This is a genomic window from Amycolatopsis sp. NPDC059021 (assembly GCF_042739895.1).
Taxonomy (GTDB): domain Bacteria; phylum Actinomycetota; class Actinomycetes; order Mycobacteriales; family Pseudonocardiaceae; genus Amycolatopsis.
Genome location: NZ_JBHYIQ010000019.1, coordinates 37963 through 59098 on the forward strand (window position 1 = coordinate 37963; position 21136 = coordinate 59098).

Sequence of the window (21136 nt, forward strand, 5' to 3'; positions counted from 1 at the left end):
CTCCCGCCCGTCGGTGTGACCGACGTGGCAGCGCGCCCACTGAGGGTGGCCTCACGGGCCGCTGACCCCGGCCCCGCGTAGCCTGGTCGATCGTGCGGAATGTGGTGGTCATCGGTGGTGGGATCGTCGGGCTGTCCGTGGCCTGGGAGCTGACCAAGCGCGGTCAGGACGTGACGGTGCTGGAAAAGGAAGCCCGCTGGGCGGCACACCAGACCGGGCACAACTCGAACGTCGTGCACGCCGGCCTGTACTACAAGCCGGGCTCGTACAAGGCGAGGATGTCCACCGCGGGCAATCGGTCCATTGTGGACTTCGCGCGGCAGTACGGGGTCCCGGTCGAGGTGTGCGGCAAGCTGGTCGTCGCGACCTCCGACGCCGAACTGCCCGCGCTCAACGCGCTGGCCGAGCGGGCGGAGGCGAACGGTGTCCCGGCGAAGCTGATCTCCCCCGCCGAGGCGCGGAACCACGAGCCCGAGGTGTCCTGCGTCGGCGCGCTGCGCGTCGAGTCCACCGGGATCATCGACTTCCCCGCCGTCTGCGCCACGCTCGTCCGGTTGCTCGACGAAACCAGTGCCGACTTGCGGCTCGACAGTCCCGCGCTGGGTATCCGGCCCGGCCGCCACGGCGGTGTCGAGGTCGCGACCGGCGACGACGTCGTGCACGGCAGCGCGCTGGTCAACTGCGCCGGACTGCACTCCGACCGCATCGCGCGGCTGGCCGGGCTGACGCCCAGCGCGCGGATCGTGCCGTTCCGCGGCGAGTACTACGAGCTGAAGCCCGAACGCCGGAACCTGGTGCGCGGCCTGATCTACCCCGTACCGGACCCGTCGCTGCCGTTCCTCGGCGTGCACCTGACCCGGATGCTGGACGGCAGTGTCCACGCCGGACCGAACGCGGTGCTGGCCCTGCGCCGCGAGGGCTACCGCTGGCGCGACGTCTCCGCAAAGGACGTCGCCGACGTCGCGCGTTTCCCCGGCGTCTGGCGGCTCGCACGCAAGTACGCCTACCCGACTGGCGTCGACGAGGTGCGCCGCTCGTTCTCTCGCCGCCGTTTCGCCGCGAGCCTCGCCCGGCTGGTCCCGGCGGTGACCGCGGACGACATCGTGCGCCACGGCTCCGGCGTCCGCGCGCAGGCGCTGCGCCCGGACGGCTCGCTCGTCGACGACTTCCTGATCGAGACCACGCGAAACCAGGTCCACGTGCTCAACGCGCCGTCGCCCGCCGCGACCAGCGCGCTGGAGATCGCCAAGCACATCGCGGACGTCGTCGGCGAATCGGCGAGCTGAGCAGTGTTCAGCTCGCGGGCAGGTTCCCGCTGACCATCGGCAGGCCCGCCTTCACCGCGTCACAGGCCTTGCTGTCGTCGTCGAGGAAGCCGCTGGTCACGTAAACCGACGACGTGTCGGTGATCGCCAGCACCGCACCACAGACCGCGCCCATCCCGCCCTCATTGGGCAGCAGCACCCACTTACGCCCGTTGACGTCCTGCGGCTGGCCTGGCGGGGTGAAGGCAGGCCACTTGTCATAGGGCGTGGTCGGGCCGAGCCACACTTCGAACGACTTCTGCCCGCGAGCGCCGTCGGTGTCCTTCCACAGGCAGAACACCGCGTTCGGCGTCACGGTCGACTTGCTGGACTTCCCGGCGGGCTCCACCTTCAGCTGCTGGGCCTGCTCGGGCTTGAGGAGCGTGCACGGGTCCAACGTCGCGAGCGGCCCGGACGGCTGCGGCGGGGCCGACGGAGTGATCGACGGAGCGGTCTCCCCGCCCGGCAGATGCGACGAGACGAACGGCAGAACCTTCTTCGCCACCTCGCACGACTTCGCCTCGTCGTTGGCCGAGACGCCGACGTCCACGAACGACTGCGGCCCCAGCGGCAGGATGTAGGTGCAGAAGCCGGGGAAGCTGGAGGCGTACTGGGTCCAGGTGAACCCGCCCGACTGGACGCTGTCCTTCTTGAGCGCACCACCGAGGTAGTCGTCGAGCCGCAGGTCGGCGGCCCAGCCGATCGAGGTCGTCGCCAGCCCGCTGTCGTCCTTGGGCGAGAAGATGCACGACGCGGGAGTGCGCTGTGTTTCGCTCGCGGGATGCGGCTTGCCCGGCACCTCGAAGCCGAGGCCCGCCGCCTGCTCCTGCGAGAGCAGCGTGCAGGCGTCGACGACCTTCTTGACCGGCCCCTGCCCCGGCACCGGCGCGGCCGACCCGCCGACCGTCGCCGTGCACCCCCCGAGCAGCACCGCGACTACCCCCGCCAGGACGGCCGTCCCTAGCCGACTGATCCGCATGTGCTCATCCTCCGTTCGGCCCGCACCCTACTGGGCCGAACGCCGCCGCACCCGGTGTCCGCCGAAAATCCCCCGTCACCGGTTCAGCGGCCGGACGGCGTCAGCACTTCGCGGCCGCCGACGAACGGGCGCAGCGCCTCCGGGACGCGGACCGATCCGTCCTCGAGCTGGTGGTTCTCCAGGATCGCGACGATCCAGCGAGTGGTGGCCAGCGTCCCGTTCAACGTCGCGGCGGTCTGCGGCTTGCCGTTCTCGTCGCGGTAGCGGACCGACAGGCGCCGTGCCTGGAACGTCGTGCAGTTCGACGTCGAGGTCAGCTCGCGGTAGGTCTCCTGCGTCGGGATCCAGGCCTCGCAGTCGAACTTGCGATGCGCGGACGTGCCGAGATCGCCGGTCGCGGTGTCGATGACCCGGTAGGGCACCTCGATCTTCGCCAGCATCTGCTCCTCCCAGCCGAGCAGGCGCTCGTGCTCGGCCTCGGCGTCCTCCGGACGCGCGTAGACGAACATCTCGACCTTGTCGAACTGGTGCACGCGGATGATGCCGCGGGTGTCCTTGCCGTACGACCCCGCCTCGCGGCGGTAGCAGGACGACCAGCCGGCGTAGCGCTTCGCGCCGTCGTTCAGGTCGAGGATCTCGTCGGCGTGGTAGCCGGCGAGCGGCACCTCCGACGTCCCCACGAGGTACAGGTCGTCATCGCGCAGCTGGTAGACCTCGGACGAGTGCGCGCCGAGGAACCCGGTGCCGCCCATGATCTCCGGCCGCACCAGCGACGGCGTGATCATCGGGACGAACCCGTTCTCCAGCGCCTGCGCGATCGCCATGTTCAGCAGGCCGAGCTGCAGCTGCGCGCCCACCCCGGTGAGGAAGTAGAACCGCGAGCCGGACACCTTGGCGCCGCGCTCCATGTCGACCGCGCCGAGGCCCTCCATGAGTTCGAGGTGATCGCGCGGGGTGAAGTCGAACTTCGTCGGCTCGCCGACGTGCTTGAGCACGGCGAAGTCGTCCTCGCCGCCGATCGGCGAGGACGGGTGGACCAGGTTCGGCAGCGTGCGGAAGAGCTGGTCGAACTCCTCCGACGACTCGTTCTGCTCGGCCTCGGCGGCCTTCACCTGGGCGGAGAGGTCCTTCGCCGTCGCCAGGAGCGCGGCCTTCTCCTCACCGGACGCCTTCGGGATCTGCTTGCCCAGTGTCTTCTGCTCGTTGCGCAGCCTGTCCGCGGCCGCGATCGCGGAGCGGCGGCGGGAGTCGAGGCCGAGCAGTTTGTCGACCACTCCTTCGTCCTCGCCACGGGCGCGCTGCGACGCGCGCACGGCCTCCGGGTCTTCGCGCAGGGTCCTGGGGTCAATCACGAGAGATGAGAGTAGTCGCAGGCCCACCGCGCGTTCGAGGCGGTTTCGGCTCCGCGCCGCACACAGTGTGCGGGCCCGCCGGGACAACCCGACAGTCTGATCGTTGTCGCCGGTTTCCCGTGCTCCCCATACTCCGAGCAAGCGACGAGGATGAGGAGACGACGATGACCGAAGCGGATCTGCTCGCCCGGCACAAGGCGGTCATGCCCACCTGGATGGGATTGCTCTACGAGGAGCCGATCGAGATCGTGCAGGGCCGCGACCGCCGGGTCACCGACGGGTCCGGCCGGACCTACCTGGACTTCTTCGCCGGCGTGCTCACCAATGCGATGGGCTACGACATCACCGAGATCAGCGACGCCGTACGCAAGCAGCTCGACACCGGGATCCTGCACACCTCGACGCTGTACCTGATCCGCTCGCAGGTCGAGCTGGCCGAGCGGATCGCGAAGCTGTCCGGCATCCCGGACGCGAAGGTGTTCTTCACCAACTCCGGCAGCGAAGCGAACGACACCGCGCTGATGCTCGCGACGCAGTACCGGCGCAGCAACCAGGTCCTCGCGCTGCGGAACTCCTACCACGGCCGTTCGTTCGCGACGGTCGCGATCACCGGCAACCGCGGCTGGTCGGCGTCGGCGCTGAGCCCGGTCAAGGTGAACTACGTGCACGGCGGCTACCGCTACCGCAGCCCGTTCCGGGATCTCTCGGACGCCGCCTACATCGACGCGTGCGTCGCGGACCTGGTCGATGTCCTGGAGACCGCGACCGCGGGCGACGTCGCTTGCATGATCGCCGAACCGGTACAGGGCGTCGGCGGGTTCAGCCTGCCGCCGGACGGGTTGTTCAAGGCCATGAAGGAGGTCCTCGACGCCTACGGCGTGCTGTTCATCTCCGACGAGGTCCAGACCGGGTGGGGCCGCACCGGCGAGCACTTCTGGGGCATCGACGCGCACGGCGTCACCCCGGACGCCATGACCTTCGCGAAGGGCCTGGGCAACGGGCTGGCCGTCGGCGGCATCGTGGCGCGCGGCGATCTCGTGGACTGCTTCACCGCGAACTCGTTCTCGACCTTCGGCGGCAACCCGGTCTCGATGGCCGGCGCCACGGCGGTCATCGACTACATCGCCGACCACGACCTGCAGGGCAACGCGGCGGCCCGCGGCGAGCAGTTGCTGTCCGGCCTGCGCGCGGCGGCGAGCCCGATCGTCGGCGAGGTGCGCGGGAAGGGCCTGATGATCGGCGTCGAGCTGGTCGAACCGGGCGGCACGGAGCCGAGCGTGCGCGCGGCGGGCCGGATGCTGGAGGAGACCAAGCGGCGCGGGCTGCTCGTCGGGAAGGGCGGTCTGCACGGCAACGTCCTGCGCATCGCGCCGCCGATGACGCTCACCGCCGAGGAAGCCCAGGAAGGCCTCGACATCCTCGTCGACTCGCTGGCCGCCACCCAGGCCGCGTTGTCCTGACCTCCAGTGAGCTGAAGGGGACTTTCCTCGCATCGCATGCGCTGAAAGTCCCCTTCAGCTCGTCTTACGAGAGGAAAGTCCCCTTCAGCCGCGGACGAACTGGGCGACGTGTTCGGCGAGGCGTTCGCCCGCGTCCTCCTGGAGGAAGTGGCCCGCGTCCTGGATCGTCGGATGCTCCAGGCCCTGCGCGCCCTTCATCGCGCGCTGCAGCACCGGCGCCATCGGGCCGGTGATCGGGTCGCTGTCGGAGAACGCGCACAGCAGCGGCAGGTCCAGTTCGGTCAGGGTCCGCCACGCGGCGCGGTTGGCCTCCGACGCCGGGTCGTCCGGGCGGGTCGGCACCAGCGACGGCATCGCGCGCGGCCCCGCCTTGTACATCTCGTTCGGGAACGGCGCGTCGTAAGCGGCGCGGACCTCTTCCGGCAGCTCCGTCGTGCAACCGGACTGCACGAACCGGCCGATGTCGAGTACCTGCGCCTTCTCGACCGCGTCGTGGAAGGCCCACCAGACCTTCGGCATGTCGGCGTCGCCGGTCGGCAGCCCGGTGTTCGCGGCGACCACGCGCGCGAACCGATCCGGGTTCTCCGCGACCAGCCGCAGGCCGATGAGCCCGCCCCAGTCCTGCCCGACCAGCGTCACGTCACGCAGGTCGAGCGCCTCGAAGGCGAACGCCCGCATCCACCCGACGTGCCGGGCGTAGCTGTGGTCGGCGATCTCGGCGGGCTTGTCCGACCGGCCGAACCCGACCAGGTCCGGCGCGATGGCACGCAGCCCCGCACCGGCCAGCACCGGCAGCATCTTCCGGTACAGGTAAGACCAGCTCGGCTCGCCGTGCAGCAGGAGGACGGGCGGTCCGTCGGACGGCCCCGCCTCCACGTAGCCCACTCTGATCAGACCGCCGTGCGGATCGGGAAGATCGACATGCCGTGGTTCGAAGGCGAAGCCGGGCAGGTCGGTGAACCTGTCCTCCGGCGTCCTGAGCAGGCGCATGGGTCACACGCTAGTGGGAATCCCACCCGGTCAGCAGATCAGGAAATCCCGACGGCGACCACGAGACCCAGGCCGAGGTGCGCCGCGGCGACCACGATGGTCGCCGGCGCGAACTTGTCACTCTCGATGGTGCTGCCCACGTCGATGCGGGTCGCCCACTCCAGCAGCCGGACCGCGATGACCTGGACGATGATGCCCAGCAGGCCGTAGACCAGCGAAGTGATCAGGCCCTCGGTCAGATCGCTGGCCGAGTTGAAGATCGCGACGACGACGATGAAGGCCATCGACAACAGCCCCGACGCGGTGACGATGACCGCGTTCGGCTTGCCCTGCTGGACCAGCTTCGACAGCTTGCCGGGAGTGGTCCAGTCGATCGCGTAGAACCCGGCGAACATGAGCAGCAGGCCGATCACGCCGTAGAGCAGGATGGCGCCGATGCCCCGCACGAGGTCGGTGCCGAAGGTCTCGGGCAGCGCAACGATGGTGGTCACGGGGTCTCCCAGGTGTCGATGCCGGTGGGTGCTCCGGGCTCTCGGCCCAGATTGTGCCGTTCGCCCGGATTGCGCACGAATCGGGCCCCACCGGCATCGGCCGCGCTCAGTCCCCCGCGTCGGGAATGCGATGCGGGACGAACGCCGCGCCGTCGTCGGTCACCAGACCGCCGGTCTCGCGGATCCCCAGCCCGGCGGCGCTGTCGCCGACGATCCACGCCCCGAGCGCGGGCCGGTAACCCTGGAACTCGGGCAGCGGATCGAACGCCTGGTAGACGTAGCCCTCGGCACCGTAGACGCCGTCGGTCTGGGTCTCGTACCCGGTCGCGACGATCTGCACGTTCGCGCCTTCACGGCCGAGCTTCGGCTTGCGCACGTACTCGGTGAGCAGGCCGGGGTCGTCGGTGAACGCGGGCAGCAGGTTCGGGTGACCGGGGTAGTTCTCCCACAGCACCGCGAGCAGCGCCTTGTTCGACAGCAGCATCTTCCACAGCGGCTCGACCCACAGCGTGCGCGGCATCGTCTCGACGGCGTAGCGGCCGAACTCCTCGTCGACCACCCACTCCCAGGGATACAGCTTCACCACGGTGGCCATCTGCGCCTCTTCGAGATCGACGAAGCGCTTGAGCACCGGATCCCAGCCGATCTCCTCGATCGCGAGGCCGACCGTGTCCAGTCCCGCCTCGGCCGCGGTCTCCTGCAGGTACGCGGTGGTGACATGGTCCTCGCCGGAGGGATCGGCACTGGACCAGGTGAAGTGCAGTTCGTTCGAGGGCAGCTTGTCCTTCAGCAGGCTCCAGCGCTCGACCAGCTTCTCGTGCAGCGAGTTCCACTGGTCGTCGTCCGGGAAGACGTCGGTCTTCCAGTGCCACTGGAGGATCGACGCCTCCAGCAGCGTCGTCGGCGTATCCGCGTTGTACTCCAGCAGCTTCGCCGGGCTCTTCCCGTCGTAGCGCAGGTCGAACCGGCCGTAGACGTGCGGATCCTGCCGCTTCCACGACTCGGCGATGTGCGGCCACACCCACTCCGGGATGCCGAAGCGCTGGTAGCCCTCGGTCGTCACGACGTTGTCGACGGCCTCGAGGCACATCGAGTGCAGCAGCTCGACGTCGGCCTCGATGGAGAGGATCTCGTCCATGTCGAAGACGTAGTGGACGGACTCGTCCCAGTACGGCCGTTCCTTGCCAGAGCCGTCGCGCGCGGGGGTGCCGTAGACGAGGCCCTGTTCTTCGACGATCCGCTGCCAGTCGCGCCGCGGCGCGGCCGAATCCCGGTACACCTACGAGCCCCCGCTCTTCCCGGTGCCGCCCGTGCCCGCGGTCCCGCTGCTCTTGCCGCTGATGCCGAACCCGCCACGCTGTACCGACGTACCCGACTTGGTCGTGACGTTCGTGCGCGAGGAGGGAGCGTTGTAGCTGCCGCCGGCGACGGGCTGCCCGATCGCCCCGCTGCCGCCGTAGTTGTACCGGTAGCTGTTGTAGCCACCACCGCCCGGGATCGGGATGAAGACGAACCCGCCGCTGTGATAGCCGTGGTTCGCCGTGACGTAGTTCTCGTCGCAGTACCTGTCGTCCGAGACCACGCCGTTCTTGTCGGTGCAGACCGCGGTCATGTTCGTGGTGTGCGCGACGGTGTAGAAGGTCGCGACGAGCCCGGCGAGGCCCACCGTGACCCCGCTGCCGATCAGGATCTTGCGCTTGGTCGCCGCCTTCTGGTCGGCGATCCGCGCCAGTTCGGCGGCTTCGGCCGCCTCGCGTTCCTGATCGGCGATCGCCTGCCGCCGAGCTCGTTGCTCGGCCAGCGAGGGTTCCTTGGGTTTGGTGCTCTCGTCCTGAAACCGCATCGAGCCGCGCTGTGTCGGCTCCGGAGCTGACTGCTCCCCCGAGTTGCTGTCCTGCGTCATGCGCGCTCCGTAATCACCGGCCATCGCCTTCTACCCACACTAACCACCCGCCGCGCGCAATGTGCGCGCGGCGCAGGCATCATGGTGGTTGATGTCTTCCGACGCCGAACGGTTCCCTCCCGCCGCGAAAGCCCTGCGCACCCGAGTGGTGATGGCCGGGGCGTTCGTCGGCGCCCTCATCGCGCTCGGCCTCAGCGTGACGTTTTCCTGGGGCGAAGGTGCCGGCGGCGGCATCGGCGGCGGTGCGGGGAAGCTCAACGCGGCCGCGAAGGAGGCGTTCAGCTCGCCTCCCGGCAGCTGCCTGACCTGGGACAATCCCGACGCCACCGACGCGCACAAGGTCGACTGCGCCCAGCCGCACCTGTTCGAGGTGACCAGCGTCGTCGACGTCGGCGCCCAGTTCCCGCCCGGCGCACCGGCACCGGCGCTGGAGCAGTGGCAGCAGATCGCGCAGACGCGGTGCACCACCGACGTCCGGCCGTACCTCGGGCATCCGCTCGATCCCTACGGAAAGCTGACCACGAACCTGCTGCGGCCGACGGCCGCGCAGTGGAGCGACGGTGACCGCCAGTTGCGCTGCGGCCTGCAGTGGGCGGGCCCCGGCGGCAAGCTGCAGCCCACCTCCGGGCCGGCGAAGGACCAGGACCAGTCGGCCGTATGGGAGCCGGGCACCTGCCTCGCACTGCTCGGCAAGGGTGTCGGCGACCCGATCGACTGCGCCCAGCCGCACTCGTACGAGATCATCGCGAAGCTGGACCTGAAGACGAAGTTCACCGACGGCTACCCGTCGCAGGACAAGCAGAAGACCTGGCTGGACACCGAATGCGTCAAGGCCGCGGCCACCTACACCGACGGCGCCGACCTGGCCGCGAAGAAGCTCAGCCTCGGCTGGGACCTGCGCGAGCAGGAGAGCTGGGACGCCGGATCGACCAAGGTGAACTGCAAGATCGCGGCGAAGCTGCCGGACAACACCGGCTTGCAGGCGGTGACCGGGAGCGTGAAGGGTGGCCCGCAGGGCGACGCGCCGCGGGGCAATGGTGACGGCCCGCCGATGGGTGGCGAAGGTCCCTCCGCCGGACACGGCCCGAGCAGCACCGCGCCGAAGCCGGGCCAGTAGGTCGCGATGCCGGTCGAGATGACGCGACACCGGTTCGAAGAGCTGGTGTCCGAGGCGCTGGACGAGGTCCCGCCCGAGTTCGCCGAGGCGATGGACAACGTCGTCGTGCTGGTCGAGGAGTTCAACGAGGAGGAACCCTCGATCCTCGGGCTGTACCACGGCGTGGCGCTCACCGAGCGGACGTCGGACTACGGCGGGGTGCTGCCGGACCGGATCTCGATCTACCGGCGGCCGATCCTCGAAATGTGCGAAAGCGAGGAGCACGTCGTCGAGGAAGTGCTGGTCACGGTGATGCACGAACTCGGCCACCACTTCGGGATCGACGACGCGCGGCTGCACGAGCTGGGCTGGGGTTGACCGCTGCCGGTACCGAATCCACGGTTGGAAACGGTTACCGGCGGGCATTTCACCGTGTACCGCACAACAGTTCCGGTTTCCTCACCCTTCGTGACAACCCCACCACAACGGGCGACCCCTCTGGCACACTGTCACGCGTGGTCGGGGGGCGGCCGCGAACGGTGCGGGGGAGGCACGGTGAATGAGGAACAGGGCAGCGCGGGCAATCGCAGACTCTGGTGGCTGCTGTCGTCGACGGGCGTGGGGAACCTGGCCGACGGCATCGCGAAGGTCGCCTTCCCGCTGCTCGCGACGACGCTCACGCACGATCCGGTCCTGATCGCCGGGCTGTCGGCCACCCAGTTCCTGCCGTGGCTGCTGTTCGGCCTGATCGCGGGCACGCTGGTGGACCGCATCGACCGCCGTCGCGCGATGATCTTCGCGAACATCGGGCGGGCCGCCGTGATCGGGGCGCTGACGATCCTGATCGCCGCCGGCGGCATGTCGATCTGGCTGGTCTACGCCGCGGCGCTGCTGATCGGGACCGCGGAAACGGTCGCGGAGAGCGCCGCCAACGCGCTGATCCCATCGGTGGTGGACGAGCGGTCGCTGGAGAGCGCGAACAGCAAGCTCCAGGCGTGCGAGATCGTCGGCCAGACCTTCCTCGGCGGACCGGTCGGCAGTGCCACGTTCGCCCTGTTCGCGCTGTTCCCGTTCCTGCTGACCTCGGCGGGCTTCGCCGTCGGCGCCGCGCTGCTGATCGGGCTGTCCGGCAGCTTCCGGCCGAAACCCACGGCCGTCAGGGACGCGGGGGCACCGCCGACCCGGCTGCACACCGAACTGCTGGAAGGGCTGCGCTGGCTGAAGGGCCATCCGCTGTTGCTGCGGATGGTCGCCATTGCCGGGCTGCTGAGCCTGGTGAGCGAGCTGGCTCAGGCGCAGCTGGTGCTCTACGCGCTCGACGACCTGCACCTGAACGAGGCGACGTACGGGCTCTTCGCGTTCATCGGCGGGATCGGCGGCCTGCTCGGCGCGGCCGCCGCGCCCCGGATGGTGCAGGCCGCGGGACGCCGGGCGGTACTGGTCATCGGGATCGGCTGCTGCGCGCTCGGGTTCGGCGGGATGGGCCTGATCCGGCAGCCGGTCGCGGGCGCGCTGCTGTTCGGCCTGTTCGCGGCCGCGATCGTGATCGTCAACGTCGTCTTCGCGACCGCACGGCACACGCTGGTGCCCGGCGCGCTGCTCGGCCGGGTGCTGGGGGTGTGGCGCACGGTCGTCTGGGGGACGATCCCGCTCGGCGCGCTGCTCGGCGGTGTCCTCACCGAGGCGCTGGGCTCGGCGTCGAAGACCTTCGTGGTGTCCGGCGTCGGGCTCCTGGGCGTCGCGGTTCTCGCCTTCCTGGCGTTGCGCCGGTTCTCGCTGGATGACGAATCGGCCTCAGCTGGCCGCGCGGTCCACTCGGACCAGTGAAAACGCGCGCGTTCGGTGCTGGAATAGCGCATCACCCCGGCCGGTGGGAGGTAGGCGATGCGCACGATGGACGGACAGCCTCCTGGTCCCCAGGCCGGGAACACCCCGTCACGCCGTCCGCTGGTGCTGGCCGCGCTGGCCGGATTCGCACTGGGCGGCGGCGTCTTCGGCCTGCTCTGGGCGTTGTCGGGAGTGCACGCCGGAGCACTGGAGGACGCACGGGCGGCGTGTGGCGCGCTCGACCGCGTCGGTTCGATTCCCGACACCACCCGGTCCGGCAGCGGCCGGAGCCCGACGGCGCTGTCCGCCGGGCAGCTGCACCGGATGACCGCCGCGCGGGAGCTGTCGGCGGCCGCCGCCGAAGTCGACCCGGCGTACCAGTCGCTCGCCGACCACATCGACGGCGTCAGCCGGATGGTGTTCAGCTTGCACTTCAACGACCTCTCCGGGCAGCGCCACCTCGTGCAGGCCGAGCAGCTGTGCGCCCGGCTCTGACGTCAGCCCTTGTGGACCGCCTTCACGGTCAGCTGGTTGCCGGGGATCTTCTCCCCGGTGCAGCCGGTGCCCGGTGACGGCACGAAGTTCGAGGCGGTCTCCCCTGGCAGGTACACCCGCACGCCGGTGACCTCGGTGGGCTTGCAGACGGCTTCGTCGTAGTTGCGGACCTGGACGAACCCGACGTCGGCGGTCGCGCTCTGCCCCTTGGCCAGCGTGACCAGGCCGCCGGCGCCGCCGTCACGGGCGGCGGCCGGGCCGACCTGGTGGCCGTCGGCGCCCGCCACGTAGGACACACCGGGGAAGCCCTGGATGGTGCACTGCCGGCCGCTGGTGTTGGTGATCACCAGCGGGCGATAGGCCGTGCCCGCGGCGGCGTCACCCTGGCCGAGCGACACCTTCACGTCGCTCGCCTTGCAGTGCCCCTCGGCCACCGGCTGCGCCGGGCTGGAGGACGGCTGGGACGTCTGGGGGCTCGAACTGGAGGAAGCCGTCGGCGCCGTCGAGGTCGAAGACGACGGGGAACTGGGCGCGCTGGAGGTGTTCGACGCCGGTGCCGCCCCCTGGCCGCAGGCGGAGAGAAGCAGGAGAACGCCTGCCACGCCGGTGGTGATCGCGCCGACCCGGGTGATCTTGCTGCGTACCATGGTCAATCGCCTCCCCTGTGCTGGGTGACTTCTGTTGTGAAGACGTGCGGCCTCGGCGCGGGGTTGCGCCCATGGTTACTTTCCACCCGGGGACAGGGGTAAACGTGACGGGATTTTCTGACCAAGCGTGGCAGCACACGGCGAACTTACAACAAGCGATCCTGGCTCACCCGTTCAACGAGGAGCTGGCCGCGGGCACGCTGGCCAAGGACCGCTTCCAGTTCTATCTCGCGCAGGACGCGCGTTACCTGATCGGGTTCGGCCGCGCGCTGGCCGTCGCGGCGGCGCGCGCACCGGAACCGGACGACGTCGCGTTCTTCGCGGGCGCCGCACGGGAGGCCGTGGTCGTCGAGCGTGCGCTGCACGAGGGGTACTTCGAGCGGTTCGGCCTCGGCGAAGCCGATCTCGCGGCGATCGAAACCTCGCCGACCTGCCTCGCCTACACGTCGTTCCTGCTGGCCACGGCCCAGTCGGACGGCTACCCGGAGCTGCTGGCGGCGTTGCTGCCGTGTTTCTGGATCTACCAGTACGTCGGCTCGGACATCCTGCGGCGCCTGCCGGACGGGGCGGACAACCCGTATCGCGCGTGGATCGACACCTACGCCGACGAGGATTTCGAGGCGGCGGTGCGCACCTGCCGTGACGCGGTGGATCGCGCGGCGGCCTCGGCCGACGAAGCGACTCGCGCCCGCATGCTCGCCGCGTTCACCCGCGCGTGTGAGTACGAATGGCTGTTCTGGGACAGCGCTTACCGGCAGGAGCCGTGGCCCACCGCGGCGTTCAGATGACGGTGTCCACCCACGTCCGGCAATGCCAGCCGTCCGGCACGGCTTCGAGCTCGACGACGCCCGTGTTGGGGATGAGCGCGCTGTTCGCGATGTCGGGCCGGACGTTCGAGGCAAGCCATTCGGCGCAGACCCGGATCGCGCCACCGTGGCTGACCAGGACGACGGTGCCGTCCGGATCGGTCCGCTCGTGTGCCGACCGCAACGCCGCGACCGCGCCGAGGAACCGGGCGCGGACCTGTTCGCCGGTTTCCCCGCCGGGAATCGCGACGGCCAGGTCGCCCTGGAGCCACTGGCTGACGGTCTTCAGGTAGATGCTGATCGACTCCTGGTCGTTGCGGTTCTCCAGGTCCCCGGCGTCGATCTCCTTGACGCCGTCGATGACCTGGACGTCGAGACCGAGCGCGCCAGCGAGCGGCGCGGCCGTCTGCTGCGCGCGGACGGCTTGCGACGCGTAGATCGCGACGATCGGCTCGCCGTCCAGGCGGGTGATGAGGTTTCGCGCCTGTTCCGCACCGAGGTCGGTGAGCGGCGGACCGGGCAACGCCGTGTCGAGCGCACCCCGCACGTTGCCCTCGGTCTGACCGTGACGGACGAGCAGCAGCTTCACGCGAGATCTCCCTTCAGGACGGCGTCGACCCACGCCGTCGCTTCGACGAAGCTGTCGTTGTCGGCGCCGGGCTCGATCGTCGACCGGATGCCGTCGGCGCGCGGGTGCGAACCGAGGAAGCGCAGCTGGCAGCGGCGGCGCAGCGCGGCGAGCGCGTCGATGATCCGCGGTTCGGCGATGTGCCCCTCGAAGTCGATGAAGAACCGGTACTCGCCGAAGTTGTTGCGGGTGGGGCGGGCGTCGAGCCGGGTGAGGTTGATCCCCCGCGTGGCCAGCTCGGTGAGCAGCTCGGCGAGGGTGCCGGTCCGGTTCACCGCCGCGGCGACGATCGAGGTGCGGTCGGAGCCGGTCGGCGGCGGCAGTTCGCCCGGCTTGCGGACCAGCAGGAACCGGGTCCGGGCGTCCGCGACGTCGGCGACACCGGTGGCGAGGACTTCGAGCGGGTAGTGCTCGACGGCGACCGGGGCGGTCACAGCGGCGTCGAAGTCACCCGCGTGCACGCCGACCGCTGCGGCCGCCGTCGACGAGGACGCGACCGGCTTCGCGCCGGGCAGGTTCACCTCCAGCCAGTCCCTGACCTGCGCGAGCGCGTGCGGATGGCTGGCCACGGTCCGGATCTCCGTGGTGCCCGGCCGTTTCAGCACGCTGAAATGCACGGGGAGAATCGCCTCGGCGACGGCGACCAGCGGGTCGGCGTCGCTCAGGCCGTCGAGGGTCGCGGTGACCGCGCCCTCCACCGAGTTCTCGACCGGGACGCAGGCGGCGTCGGCGTCGCCCTCGCGGACCGCGGTGAGCGCCAGCCGGATGGTCTCCGCCGGAACGAGTTCTTCGCCGGCGGCGAGCACCCGCGCGGCCTGTTCGGTGAACGTGCCCTGTGGGCCGAAATACGCGATCCTTGCCACGCCGCCAGGCTACGCAGTCGGCGAAAGGGCTTCGCGTCTGAGGCGCGAAGAACTTACCCGCGCGCAGCCGCTCGGCGTGGGTGTCCGGTAAGCGCTGCCACGACGACCCGTCACCGCGATGTTGCCCGCCGGCCACCGTAGTGGCCACTTTCACTCGGACAGCCGGTATGCAAACCGGTTACGCCGGGTGGCATTTTTTGCCATGCTAGGCGGGTGACCGCCGACTCAGGCACACACACCGGCCGCGAGGGCATCGGTCCTCCGGTTGCCTCACGCACCCCGGAGCTGGTGCTGTGCGCCGTCGATGAACCCCTCGCCACCGCCTGGACCGCCGCCGCGGAAGCCGTCGACGGCACCGTCCGGGTACACCGCGGGTCGGTACTCGACGTTCTCGCCCAAGCCGTGGTCAGCCCCGCGAACTCGTACGGCTGGATGCGCGGCGGGATCGACGCCGTCTACGCCAGGGCGTTCCCCGGCGTCGAGCAGAGCGTCCGCAGCGCGGTGCTGGCCTTCCACGGCGGGGAACTGCCGATCGGGGAGGCCGTCGTCGTCCCCACCGGGGAAGCCGCCCCGGCGTGGCTCATCAGCGCGCCGACGATGCGGGAACCCGGCGAACACCTCCCCGCCGACACCGTGCACCCCTACCTCGCCGCGCGAGCGGTGTTCCAGCAGTGGCGGGACGGCCGGGTCGACCGGGGCAGGCTGTGTGATCTCGTGGACACGATCGCGATGCCCGGCCTCGGCACCGGCGTCGGCGGCGTCGAGCCGGCCACCTGCGCACGGCAGGTCGCGGCGGCCTGGGAAGAGGTTTTCGGCACCCGGCGTATTCCCTCGGCACGCTGACCACCCTTCCGCTCCCCTGGGGCGTGCACCACATCACAGCGCGTTCACGCGCGGTAAGCCCTACCGTTGGTAGCGCGTTAATTCGGCGCCAGCGCAGGCGACGGCCGAGGAGTGTGCATGTCACGGGTCCGCGAGCTCAGCCCCTACGTGGAGCTTCACCGGGAACAGTGGCGCGAGCTGCGGAGCTCGACCCCGTTGCCTTTGACCGCCGACGAACTCGTCAAACTGCGCGGTCTCGGCGAGCAGGTCGACCTCGCCGAGGTCGCCGAGGTGTATCTGCCGCTTTCCCGGCTGATCAACCTCCAGGTCGCCGCCCGGCAGCGGCTGTACGAGGCCACCACGACGTTCCTCGGCGAAGACTGCCGCGGCACCAAGGTCCCCTACGTGATCGGGATCGCCGGAAGCGTCGCCGTCGGCAAGTCCACCACGGCCCGGATCCTGCGCACCCTGCTCGCCCGCTGGCCGGATCACCCCCGCGTCGACCTCGTCACCACCGACGGCTTCCTCTACCCCCGCGCCGAGCTCATGCGCCGCGGGATCATGCACCGCAAGGGTTTCCCGGAAAGCTACGACCGGCGTGCCCTGCTGCGCTTCGTCACCGAGGTCAAGTCCGGCGCCGAACGGGTCAGTGCCCCGGTGTACTCCCACCTCGCCTACGACATCCTGCCCAACCGCGAGCAGGTCGTGCAGCGGCCGGACATCCTCATCCTCGAAGGCCTGAACGTCCTGCAGCCCGGCCCCCGGCTCACCGTCTCCGACCTCTTCGACTTCTCGATCTACGTCGACGCGCACACCGGCGACATCGAGCACTGGTACGTCGAACGGTTCCTCAAACTGCGCCACACCGCGTTCGCCGACCCGGCCTCGCACTTCCACCACTTCGCCGGCCTTCCCGACGACGAGGCCCGCGCCGAAGCCCGCCACCTCTGGCGCACCATCAACGAGCCCAACCTGATGGAGAACATCAAGCCCACCCGGCCCCGCGCGACCCTGGTCCTCCGCAAGGACGCCGACCACACCATCAACCGCGTCCGCCTCCGCAAGCTCTGAACCTGCAAGCTCTGAACCGCCGGGCCGGAGCTCCCGGACGGCGAGGTCGTAAAGCCGCTGTCCCGGTCGCCCGGGCGCGACAGCCCCGGTTACCCCGGTGACCGGGCTGGTTCACCCGGTCGCACGAATGTTCGCACTGTGGGCGAACACCCGGGCACCATCCGTCGTCCATTCCGCGCGTTCCGGCGTTTTCCTCGGCCGATCGGCCGAGGAAGCCACCCTGACCTGTAACCGGTTGGCCGATACCGGCTCGTCGGCGATGCAGCGACTCTGAGAGGGAGCAGAAAACCACCCTGAGCTGGGAGGGAGGCCGACGATGTTCTCGATCATCGTGACCTGGGTCGGCGCGGTTCTGGGCTTGACCCTGCTGGTCGCCATGGCGGCCGGCGCCTTCGTCGTCGATGTCGACGACGCGCTCCGCGACCGGCACCGGAAGACGTCCGACGTCAGCGAGGGCACCGGCACCAGCGCGGCTCCGCTGGCCTGACCGCTGGCCCAGCCGCCGACCTTGCCGCCGACGCGCACCGCCGATCCGAACCACTCACCGAGCACATCTACCAGCACGGCATCCGAAGCCCGGCCGAAGCCGGGAACGAACCCGCCTGCCGTCCCACGCCCTGCCCAGGGTTCCGTCAGCTGAACGGGTTGAGCACCCGCACCCCGGTTCCCGCCACGTCCGCCACATTGCGCGTCACCAGTGTCAGCCCGTGGACCCGGGCGGTCGCCGCGAGCAGCCCGTCGATCGCCGGGACGCGGCGCGGCGCGGACTGGCGCCCCCACTCGGTCGCGATCTCCGCCGTGACGGAGAGGATCCGATCGGCGAACTGCCTGCCGAGCCCGTCCAGCCACGTGCTCAGCGCGTCGGCCCGCTCCCGGTCCGCGCCCTCTCGTTGCCGCAGCTTGTGAATCCCCCTCTCGATCTCGCCGATCGTCAGCACGCTCAGGTAGAGCCCGCTCGACGACACACTTCCCCACCACCGGGCGAACCCCGGGTTCCACGTCCGGCGCCGGGCCTCGGACACGATGTTCGTGTCGAGGAGAAAGCTCACTCACCCACCCCCAGCGACACCTCTCGGGGCAGTTCTTCCGCCCGTTCCGCCGCCACCTCTTCCAACACGTCCGCCAGTGCCTCCCCCGCCTCCGTGTGGTGAGGCGCCAGTGCGACCTTGAAGTCCACGCCGCCTTCGGTTCCGGTGAGTTCACGGAAGTACTTGATATCGATCACCACGGCCACCTCCTCCCCATGCCTGGTGACGAACTGAGGACCCTCCTCAGCCCTGCGCAACAGTTCACTCAGCCGTTGTTTCGCGTCCTGAACCTGCCACGTCTCATCCTTCATCTAGACAGACTAGACAGAATGGGGAGAAGAGACAAGGAAGGGCCGGGCTCCGCGTTCCCGGAGTCCGGCCCTTTTCCCTGAAAAGCCCTGGTCAGCGCCTTGCGGGCGCGTGGGCTACTTCACCTGATCGAGTGCTTTGCGGTAGCCGTCGACGTCGTAGTCCAGCCGGTCCGGCCCGGTCTCCCGCAGTTGCCCCTCCAGCACACCCACCAGCTGGTCGAGGATCTCGTCGCGTTCGAGGCCGTTCTCCCGCAGCCTGCTCGCCGCCTCCCAGGCCTCGGGCGGCTCGTTGTCCCACAGCTGGTCGACGAGCGCGGTCTTGAGCTCGAGATGCATCCGGGGTGCGCCGTCGAACGTGTCCGACGCCAGCGATTCGTGGTATTCGGGGTGTTCCCCGATCACCAGCAGCCGCCGCTGCTCCGGATCGGTGGGCTCCAGGTCGACCTCTTCGTCGCCGATCACTGTCGACAGCGAGGGAATCGCGAACATCCGGCGATCGAGCGCCTCGGCCAGCTCGGTCGGATCCTCCAGCTCCTCGGAACCGTCCAGGTAGGCGTCGAGCGCCGAGTCGTCGGTCGCGTACTCGTCGAGGTATTCCGTCACGGCGTCGACCAGCGCCGCCACCGCGGACTCACCGAGTCCGGCCCGCCCGGCGGCCCAGGCCGTCCACGCCAGCAGCACCGGCGCGACCGCCTCCTGGTGTTCCCCGTCGAGGTCGAATTCGCCGTCCAGCAAGGCTTCCAGGAACCTCGCGATCTTCTCCGGGCCGACACGCAACGGCGCCGACGGCTCGGTCTCGCAGCCGTGGTCGACCAGCAGCCGGGCCAGCACCCGCGCGGCGCCGGTGTCGTCGATCCCGCTCTGCGTGACGAAATCCTCGACGACGGCGTCGCGCGTCGCTTCGTCCCACTCGGCCGTGTCCGGCGACGGCGCGGGATCCGGCAGCGCCCGGCACCAGGTCAGTGCGATGGCGTGGAACCGGGCGTAGTCCTCGCTGACGTCCGGTTCCTCGAGCACGTCGGTCGCGGCGAGGCCGTCCACGAGCAGCCGGTGCGCCTCAGCGGGTTCGACCTGGGAAAGCACGACGAGCTCGGGCTCCGCCGCGGCCTGCTCGCGCATCTCCGCCAGTACTTCCTGGGGTTCGTCGATGACCACGAGATCGCGGACCCGGCCGCCGTCGGTGAAATCGAGCAGCGCCAGCAGGCCGTGCGCCCGCTCCCCGTGCGAGAACACGCACAGCAGCGACGATTCGTCGCCGTAGACGTCACCGGTGCGCCAGCATTCGCCGACCTTCACCTCACCCACCGAGGCCGCCCACTCCGGCTCCGGGATACCCCGTCCCAGCACGACCGCGAGCGCCTCGGCCGCCGCGTCCCGCTCCTCCTGCGTCTCCGCCACGACCCGCAACGCCGCCAGCAGCGCGGCCGCGCCCGGGGTGATCTTGCGCTGGGCGAACGCGATCAGCTCGAGCCCGAGCGGTTCCTGGTCCTCCTCCAGCGGCAGGTCCCACCACTGGCCGAGTACCTCCGACGTGAGCAGTTCGACGTCGAACGCGCCGGGGTCGGCGCCGAGCGCCGAGAAGTCCCGGAGGACGTCCTTGAACACCCCGTTCACGCTGGGCGCTGTGGGCTGAGAAGCAATCTTGCGGGCACGACTCACCGGGCTCATGGCGCACATGTTTGCACCGCCCCGCACGGGCGCCGCTCCCGGGCGCCGTTCGGCGGGCGTTTCAGCTCGTCACGGGCTGCGGCGCGCGCGGTTTCGGCAGGGCGATGCGCGCGGCCCTGACCTCCGCGATCAACCGCGTCTTACGCCGATGCGTTTCCACGAGCCCGCCGAGATACTCCGTGAACTCGTCGGTGCTGCCCGCGCGCCGATGCAACGTACGCAGCTTCCGCAGTTGCCGGGCCGCCTCGCGATAGGACTGCGGGTCCTTGCGCTCGATCAGGTCTTCGATCCGGCCGCGGTACACCGGGATCGCGTCCGCCGGATGCTCGTCCGCACGCAGTTCGGCCAGTTCGGCACGGACTTCGAGCGAGGCGCCGAAACGGACGCAGGCACGCCAAGCGTCGTCGAAGCGGTCCTCGGCGAGCAGGACGTGTGTGAGTTCGTCCGCCCCCTGCTGCCCTTCGCGGGCAGCCTCGCGAAGCCGGGACATCGCGGCCCGGTGATGCACCGACCAGCGCCCGGCCGCCACCGCGGCGGCCTGCAGCGCGGCGTAGGTGTGCCGGTTCGGTTCGGCGTCGAACTCCTTGCGGCGCAAGGAAACCGTCTCGTCCTCCGGCTCGGGTTCCGGTTCGGTCTTGTCGAGGGTGAGCGCGCGGGCGGCGTGCGCTATCGCCTCGCTGTGCCTGCCCGCCGCCCGCAGCACCCGCACGATCTTGAGGCTGACCTCGACCCGTGGCGGCTTCGCGGACAACAGCGCGACCAGCCCGTCGACGTCGCCGAGCACCTCGGCGAGTTCCTCCTGCAACCGCTCGGCGATCTCCCGGCGCGGTCCGGTGCCACCCTCGGCCAGCACAGCGTCCACAGTGGACTTTATGTGGCGAAGTCCCTTCTCCCCCAACGCGGACGCGAAGTCGGCGAGCTCGATCGCCGGCCAGCCGGGCCCATCGAACTCGACCTCGAGAATCCATTCGGCGAGCCGCTCGGGATCCGGTGGCCGGGCGGCACACGCCCGCGCGTACAGGTCGACCGCACGCTCGAGCCGGTCGGCCAGCTCACCGGAATGATCGCCCGACTGTTCCACGGTCTCGCTGATGTCGTCCACCGTGCGCCGGGCCAGCGGAGCGAGATCGGCACTGCTCCCGGCGTCGAGAAGACGCTGCAGGGTGTCGAGCACCGCGCCGATCTTGGCGCCGTAGTCGACGTTGCCACCGCCGACCGCGGTGTCGAGCAGCCGGTGCGCCTCGGCGACGTCCTTACCCTGAGTGGTGGCCCGCAGTTCGAGTGACTGACGTAACTCAGGGTCACGGGCGGCCTGGCCGCAGAGCAGCTCGACCAGCGTCTCCACGTCCAAAGTGCGCAGGTAAACGCGCAGATCCGCCGGGGAGTTCACGCGCA

The 21136-nt window shown here is 70.0% G+C and carries 24 protein-coding genes; 11 read left to right on the forward strand and 13 right to left on the reverse strand.

What is annotated here, in order from left to right:
- Positions 1 to 92: 92 nt before the first annotated feature.
- Positions 93 to 1286, forward strand: coding sequence for an L-2-hydroxyglutarate oxidase (gene lhgO, locus ACFWX1_RS13930; protein ID WP_378387131.1), 1194 nt, complete (start codon positions 93 to 95; stop codon positions 1284 to 1286).
- Positions 1287 to 1293: 7 nt separating this feature from the next.
- Here the strand turns inward: lhgO and ACFWX1_RS13935 are convergent, their stop codons facing one another.
- A complete protein-coding gene (locus ACFWX1_RS13935) occupies positions 1294 to 2283 on the reverse strand; it encodes a DUF3558 family protein (protein WP_378387133.1) in 990 nt (329 codons plus the stop codon).
- Between the two features lie 83 nt (positions 2284 to 2366).
- The gene (gene serS / locus ACFWX1_RS13940) at positions 2367 to 3635 is read right to left on the reverse strand and encodes a serine--tRNA ligase (RefSeq protein WP_378387134.1); all 1269 of its coding nucleotides are present in this window, start codon (positions 3633 to 3635) and stop codon (positions 2367 to 2369) included.
- Positions 3636 to 3799: 164 nt separating this feature from the next.
- Between serS and ACFWX1_RS13945 the strand changes: the two genes are divergently transcribed.
- Positions 3800 to 5095, forward strand: a complete 1296-nt coding sequence (locus ACFWX1_RS13945; RefSeq protein WP_378387136.1) for an aspartate aminotransferase family protein — start codon at positions 3800 to 3802, stop codon at positions 5093 to 5095.
- Between the two features lie 84 nt (positions 5096 to 5179).
- Here ACFWX1_RS13945 and ACFWX1_RS13950 read toward each other — a convergent pair whose 3' ends face one another.
- The 4 genes from ACFWX1_RS13950 to ACFWX1_RS13965 all read right to left on the reverse strand — a co-directional run bounded on the left by ACFWX1_RS13950 (position 5180) and on the right by ACFWX1_RS13965 (position 8479).
- The gene (locus ACFWX1_RS13950; RefSeq protein WP_378387138.1) at positions 5180 to 6085 is read right to left on the reverse strand and encodes a haloalkane dehalogenase; all 906 of its coding nucleotides are present in this window, start codon (positions 6083 to 6085) and stop codon (positions 5180 to 5182) included.
- Positions 6086 to 6123: 38 nt separating this feature from the next.
- Positions 6124 to 6576 carry a DUF350 domain-containing protein gene (locus ACFWX1_RS13955; protein WP_378331330.1) on the reverse strand — a complete coding sequence of 151 codons (453 nt, stop codon included), beginning with the start codon at positions 6574 to 6576 and terminating at the stop codon, positions 6124 to 6126.
- A gap of 106 nt (positions 6577 to 6682) precedes the next feature.
- Complete coding sequence (locus ACFWX1_RS13960) at positions 6683 to 7855, reverse strand: glutathionylspermidine synthase family protein (RefSeq protein ID WP_378331331.1); 1173 nt, start codon at positions 7853 to 7855, stop codon at positions 6683 to 6685.
- Complete coding sequence (locus ACFWX1_RS13965) at positions 7856 to 8479, reverse strand: hypothetical protein (protein ID WP_378387140.1); 624 nt, start codon at positions 8477 to 8479, stop codon at positions 7856 to 7858. It lies immediately after the preceding gene.
- Positions 8480 to 8570: 91 nt separating this feature from the next.
- On the opposite strand from ACFWX1_RS13965, the gene ACFWX1_RS13970 reads away from it, so the two are divergent.
- The 4 genes from ACFWX1_RS13970 to ACFWX1_RS13985 all read left to right on the forward strand — a co-directional run bounded on the left by ACFWX1_RS13970 (position 8571) and on the right by ACFWX1_RS13985 (position 11897).
- On the forward strand, positions 8571 to 9596 hold the full coding sequence (locus ACFWX1_RS13970) for a septum formation family protein (RefSeq protein ID WP_378387142.1): 1026 nt from the start codon (positions 8571 to 8573) through the stop codon (positions 9594 to 9596).
- 6 nt (positions 9597 to 9602) lie between these two features.
- Positions 9603 to 9953: a metallopeptidase family protein gene (locus tag ACFWX1_RS13975; RefSeq protein WP_378387144.1), complete on the forward strand. Its 351-nt coding sequence runs from the start codon at positions 9603 to 9605 to the stop codon at positions 9951 to 9953.
- A gap of 177 nt (positions 9954 to 10130) precedes the next feature.
- The gene (locus ACFWX1_RS13980; protein ID WP_378387146.1) at positions 10131 to 11402 is read left to right on the forward strand and encodes an MFS transporter; all 1272 of its coding nucleotides are present in this window, start codon (positions 10131 to 10133) and stop codon (positions 11400 to 11402) included.
- Positions 11403 to 11459: 57 nt separating this feature from the next.
- The gene (locus tag ACFWX1_RS13985; protein ID WP_378387148.1) at positions 11460 to 11897 is read left to right on the forward strand and encodes a hypothetical protein; all 438 of its coding nucleotides are present in this window, start codon (positions 11460 to 11462) and stop codon (positions 11895 to 11897) included.
- Positions 11898 to 11899: 2 nt separating this feature from the next.
- On the opposite strand, the gene ACFWX1_RS13990 is transcribed toward ACFWX1_RS13985, so the two are convergent.
- Positions 11900 to 12301 carry a DUF4232 domain-containing protein gene (locus tag ACFWX1_RS13990; protein WP_378387150.1) on the reverse strand — a complete coding sequence of 134 codons (402 nt, stop codon included), beginning with the start codon at positions 12299 to 12301 and terminating at the stop codon, positions 11900 to 11902.
- Between the two features lie 10 nt (positions 12302 to 12311).
- Here ACFWX1_RS13990 and ACFWX1_RS13995 point away from each other — a divergent pair, with 10 nt between their 5' ends.
- Together ACFWX1_RS13995 and tenA are read left to right on the forward strand one after the other, a co-directional pair.
- The gene (locus tag ACFWX1_RS13995) at positions 12312 to 12572 is read left to right on the forward strand and encodes a hypothetical protein (protein ID WP_378387152.1); all 261 of its coding nucleotides are present in this window, start codon (positions 12312 to 12314) and stop codon (positions 12570 to 12572) included.
- A 76-nt stretch (positions 12573 to 12648) separates the two neighbouring features.
- Positions 12649 to 13332, forward strand: a complete 684-nt coding sequence (gene tenA / locus ACFWX1_RS14000; protein WP_378387154.1) for a thiaminase II — start codon at positions 12649 to 12651, stop codon at positions 13330 to 13332.
- Here tenA and ACFWX1_RS14005 read toward each other — a convergent pair.
- Together ACFWX1_RS14005 and pheA are read right to left on the reverse strand one after the other, a co-directional pair.
- Positions 13325 to 13939 (reverse strand): histidine phosphatase family protein, encoded by a 615-nt coding sequence (locus ACFWX1_RS14005; protein WP_378387156.1) that lies wholly within the window; start codon positions 13937 to 13939, stop codon positions 13325 to 13327. The two genes, tenA and ACFWX1_RS14005, sit on opposite strands and share 8 nt — an antisense overlap.
- Complete coding sequence (gene pheA / locus ACFWX1_RS14010) at positions 13936 to 14841, reverse strand: prephenate dehydratase (RefSeq protein ID WP_378387158.1); 906 nt, start codon at positions 14839 to 14841, stop codon at positions 13936 to 13938. The genes ACFWX1_RS14005 and pheA overlap by 4 nt, the downstream gene beginning before the upstream one ends.
- 213 nt (positions 14842 to 15054) lie before the next feature.
- On the opposite strand from pheA, the gene ACFWX1_RS14015 reads away from it, so the two are divergent.
- From ACFWX1_RS14015 to ACFWX1_RS14025, 3 genes are all read left to right on the forward strand, one after another.
- Complete coding sequence (locus tag ACFWX1_RS14015) at positions 15055 to 15684, forward strand: macro domain-containing protein (protein WP_378387160.1); 630 nt, start codon at positions 15055 to 15057, stop codon at positions 15682 to 15684.
- Between the two features lie 117 nt (positions 15685 to 15801).
- The gene (gene coaA, locus ACFWX1_RS14020; RefSeq protein WP_378387162.1) at positions 15802 to 16734 is read left to right on the forward strand and encodes a type I pantothenate kinase; all 933 of its coding nucleotides are present in this window, start codon (positions 15802 to 15804) and stop codon (positions 16732 to 16734) included.
- A 316-nt stretch (positions 16735 to 17050) separates the two neighbouring features.
- The gene (locus tag ACFWX1_RS14025) at positions 17051 to 17221 is read left to right on the forward strand and encodes a hypothetical protein (RefSeq protein WP_378387164.1); all 171 of its coding nucleotides are present in this window, start codon (positions 17051 to 17053) and stop codon (positions 17219 to 17221) included.
- 145 nt (positions 17222 to 17366) lie between these two features.
- Here the strand turns inward: ACFWX1_RS14025 and ACFWX1_RS14030 are convergent, their stop codons facing one another.
- The 4 genes from ACFWX1_RS14030 to ACFWX1_RS14045 form a co-directional block, all read right to left on the reverse strand.
- On the reverse strand, positions 17367 to 17783 hold the full coding sequence (locus tag ACFWX1_RS14030) for a type II toxin-antitoxin system VapC family toxin (RefSeq protein WP_378387166.1): 417 nt from the start codon (positions 17781 to 17783) through the stop codon (positions 17367 to 17369).
- The gene (locus tag ACFWX1_RS14035; RefSeq protein WP_378387168.1) at positions 17780 to 18073 is read right to left on the reverse strand and encodes a type II toxin-antitoxin system Phd/YefM family antitoxin; all 294 of its coding nucleotides are present in this window, start codon (positions 18071 to 18073) and stop codon (positions 17780 to 17782) included. Before ACFWX1_RS14035 ends, ACFWX1_RS14030 begins: the two co-directional genes overlap by 4 nt.
- Before the next feature lie 114 nt (positions 18074 to 18187).
- Entirely contained in the window at positions 18188 to 19741 is a 1554-nt protein-coding gene (locus ACFWX1_RS14040; RefSeq protein WP_378387170.1) for a hypothetical protein, read from the reverse strand.
- Positions 19742 to 19802: 61 nt separating this feature from the next.
- The gene (locus tag ACFWX1_RS14045; RefSeq protein ID WP_378387172.1) at positions 19803 to 21131 is read right to left on the reverse strand and encodes a DUF6880 family protein; all 1329 of its coding nucleotides are present in this window, start codon (positions 21129 to 21131) and stop codon (positions 19803 to 19805) included.
- Positions 21132 to 21136 lie beyond the last annotated feature (5 nt).

Coding starts and splice junctions, on each gene's coding strand:
- ACFWX1_RS13935 (WP_378387133.1), bottom strand. CDS start 2,283: ATGCGGATCAGTCGGCTAGGGACGGCCGTCCTGGCGGGGGTAGTCGCG.
- ACFWX1_RS13945 (WP_378387136.1), top strand. CDS start 3,800: ATGACCGAAGCGGATCTGCTCGCCCGGCACAAGGCGGTCATGCCCACC.
- ACFWX1_RS13950 (WP_378387138.1), bottom strand. CDS start 6,085: ATGCGCCTGCTCAGGACGCCGGAGGACAGGTTCACCGACCTGCCCGGC.
- ACFWX1_RS13965 (WP_378387140.1), bottom strand. CDS start 8,479: ATGACGCAGGACAGCAACTCGGGGGAGCAGTCAGCTCCGGAGCCGACA.
- ACFWX1_RS13970 (WP_378387142.1), top strand. CDS start 8,571: ATGTCTTCCGACGCCGAACGGTTCCCTCCCGCCGCGAAAGCCCTGCGC.
- ACFWX1_RS13975 (WP_378387144.1), top strand. CDS start 9,603: ATGCCGGTCGAGATGACGCGACACCGGTTCGAAGAGCTGGTGTCCGAG.
- ACFWX1_RS13985 (WP_378387148.1), top strand. CDS start 11,460: ATGCGCACGATGGACGGACAGCCTCCTGGTCCCCAGGCCGGGAACACC.
- coaA (WP_378387162.1), top strand. CDS start 15,802: ATGTCACGGGTCCGCGAGCTCAGCCCCTACGTGGAGCTTCACCGGGAA.
- ACFWX1_RS14025 (WP_378387164.1), top strand. CDS start 17,051: ATGTTCTCGATCATCGTGACCTGGGTCGGCGCGGTTCTGGGCTTGACC.
- ACFWX1_RS14035 (WP_378387168.1), bottom strand. CDS start 18,073: ATGAAGGATGAGACGTGGCAGGTTCAGGACGCGAAACAACGGCTGAGT.
- ACFWX1_RS14040 (WP_378387170.1), bottom strand. CDS start 19,741: ATGAGCCCGGTGAGTCGTGCCCGCAAGATTGCTTCTCAGCCCACAGCG.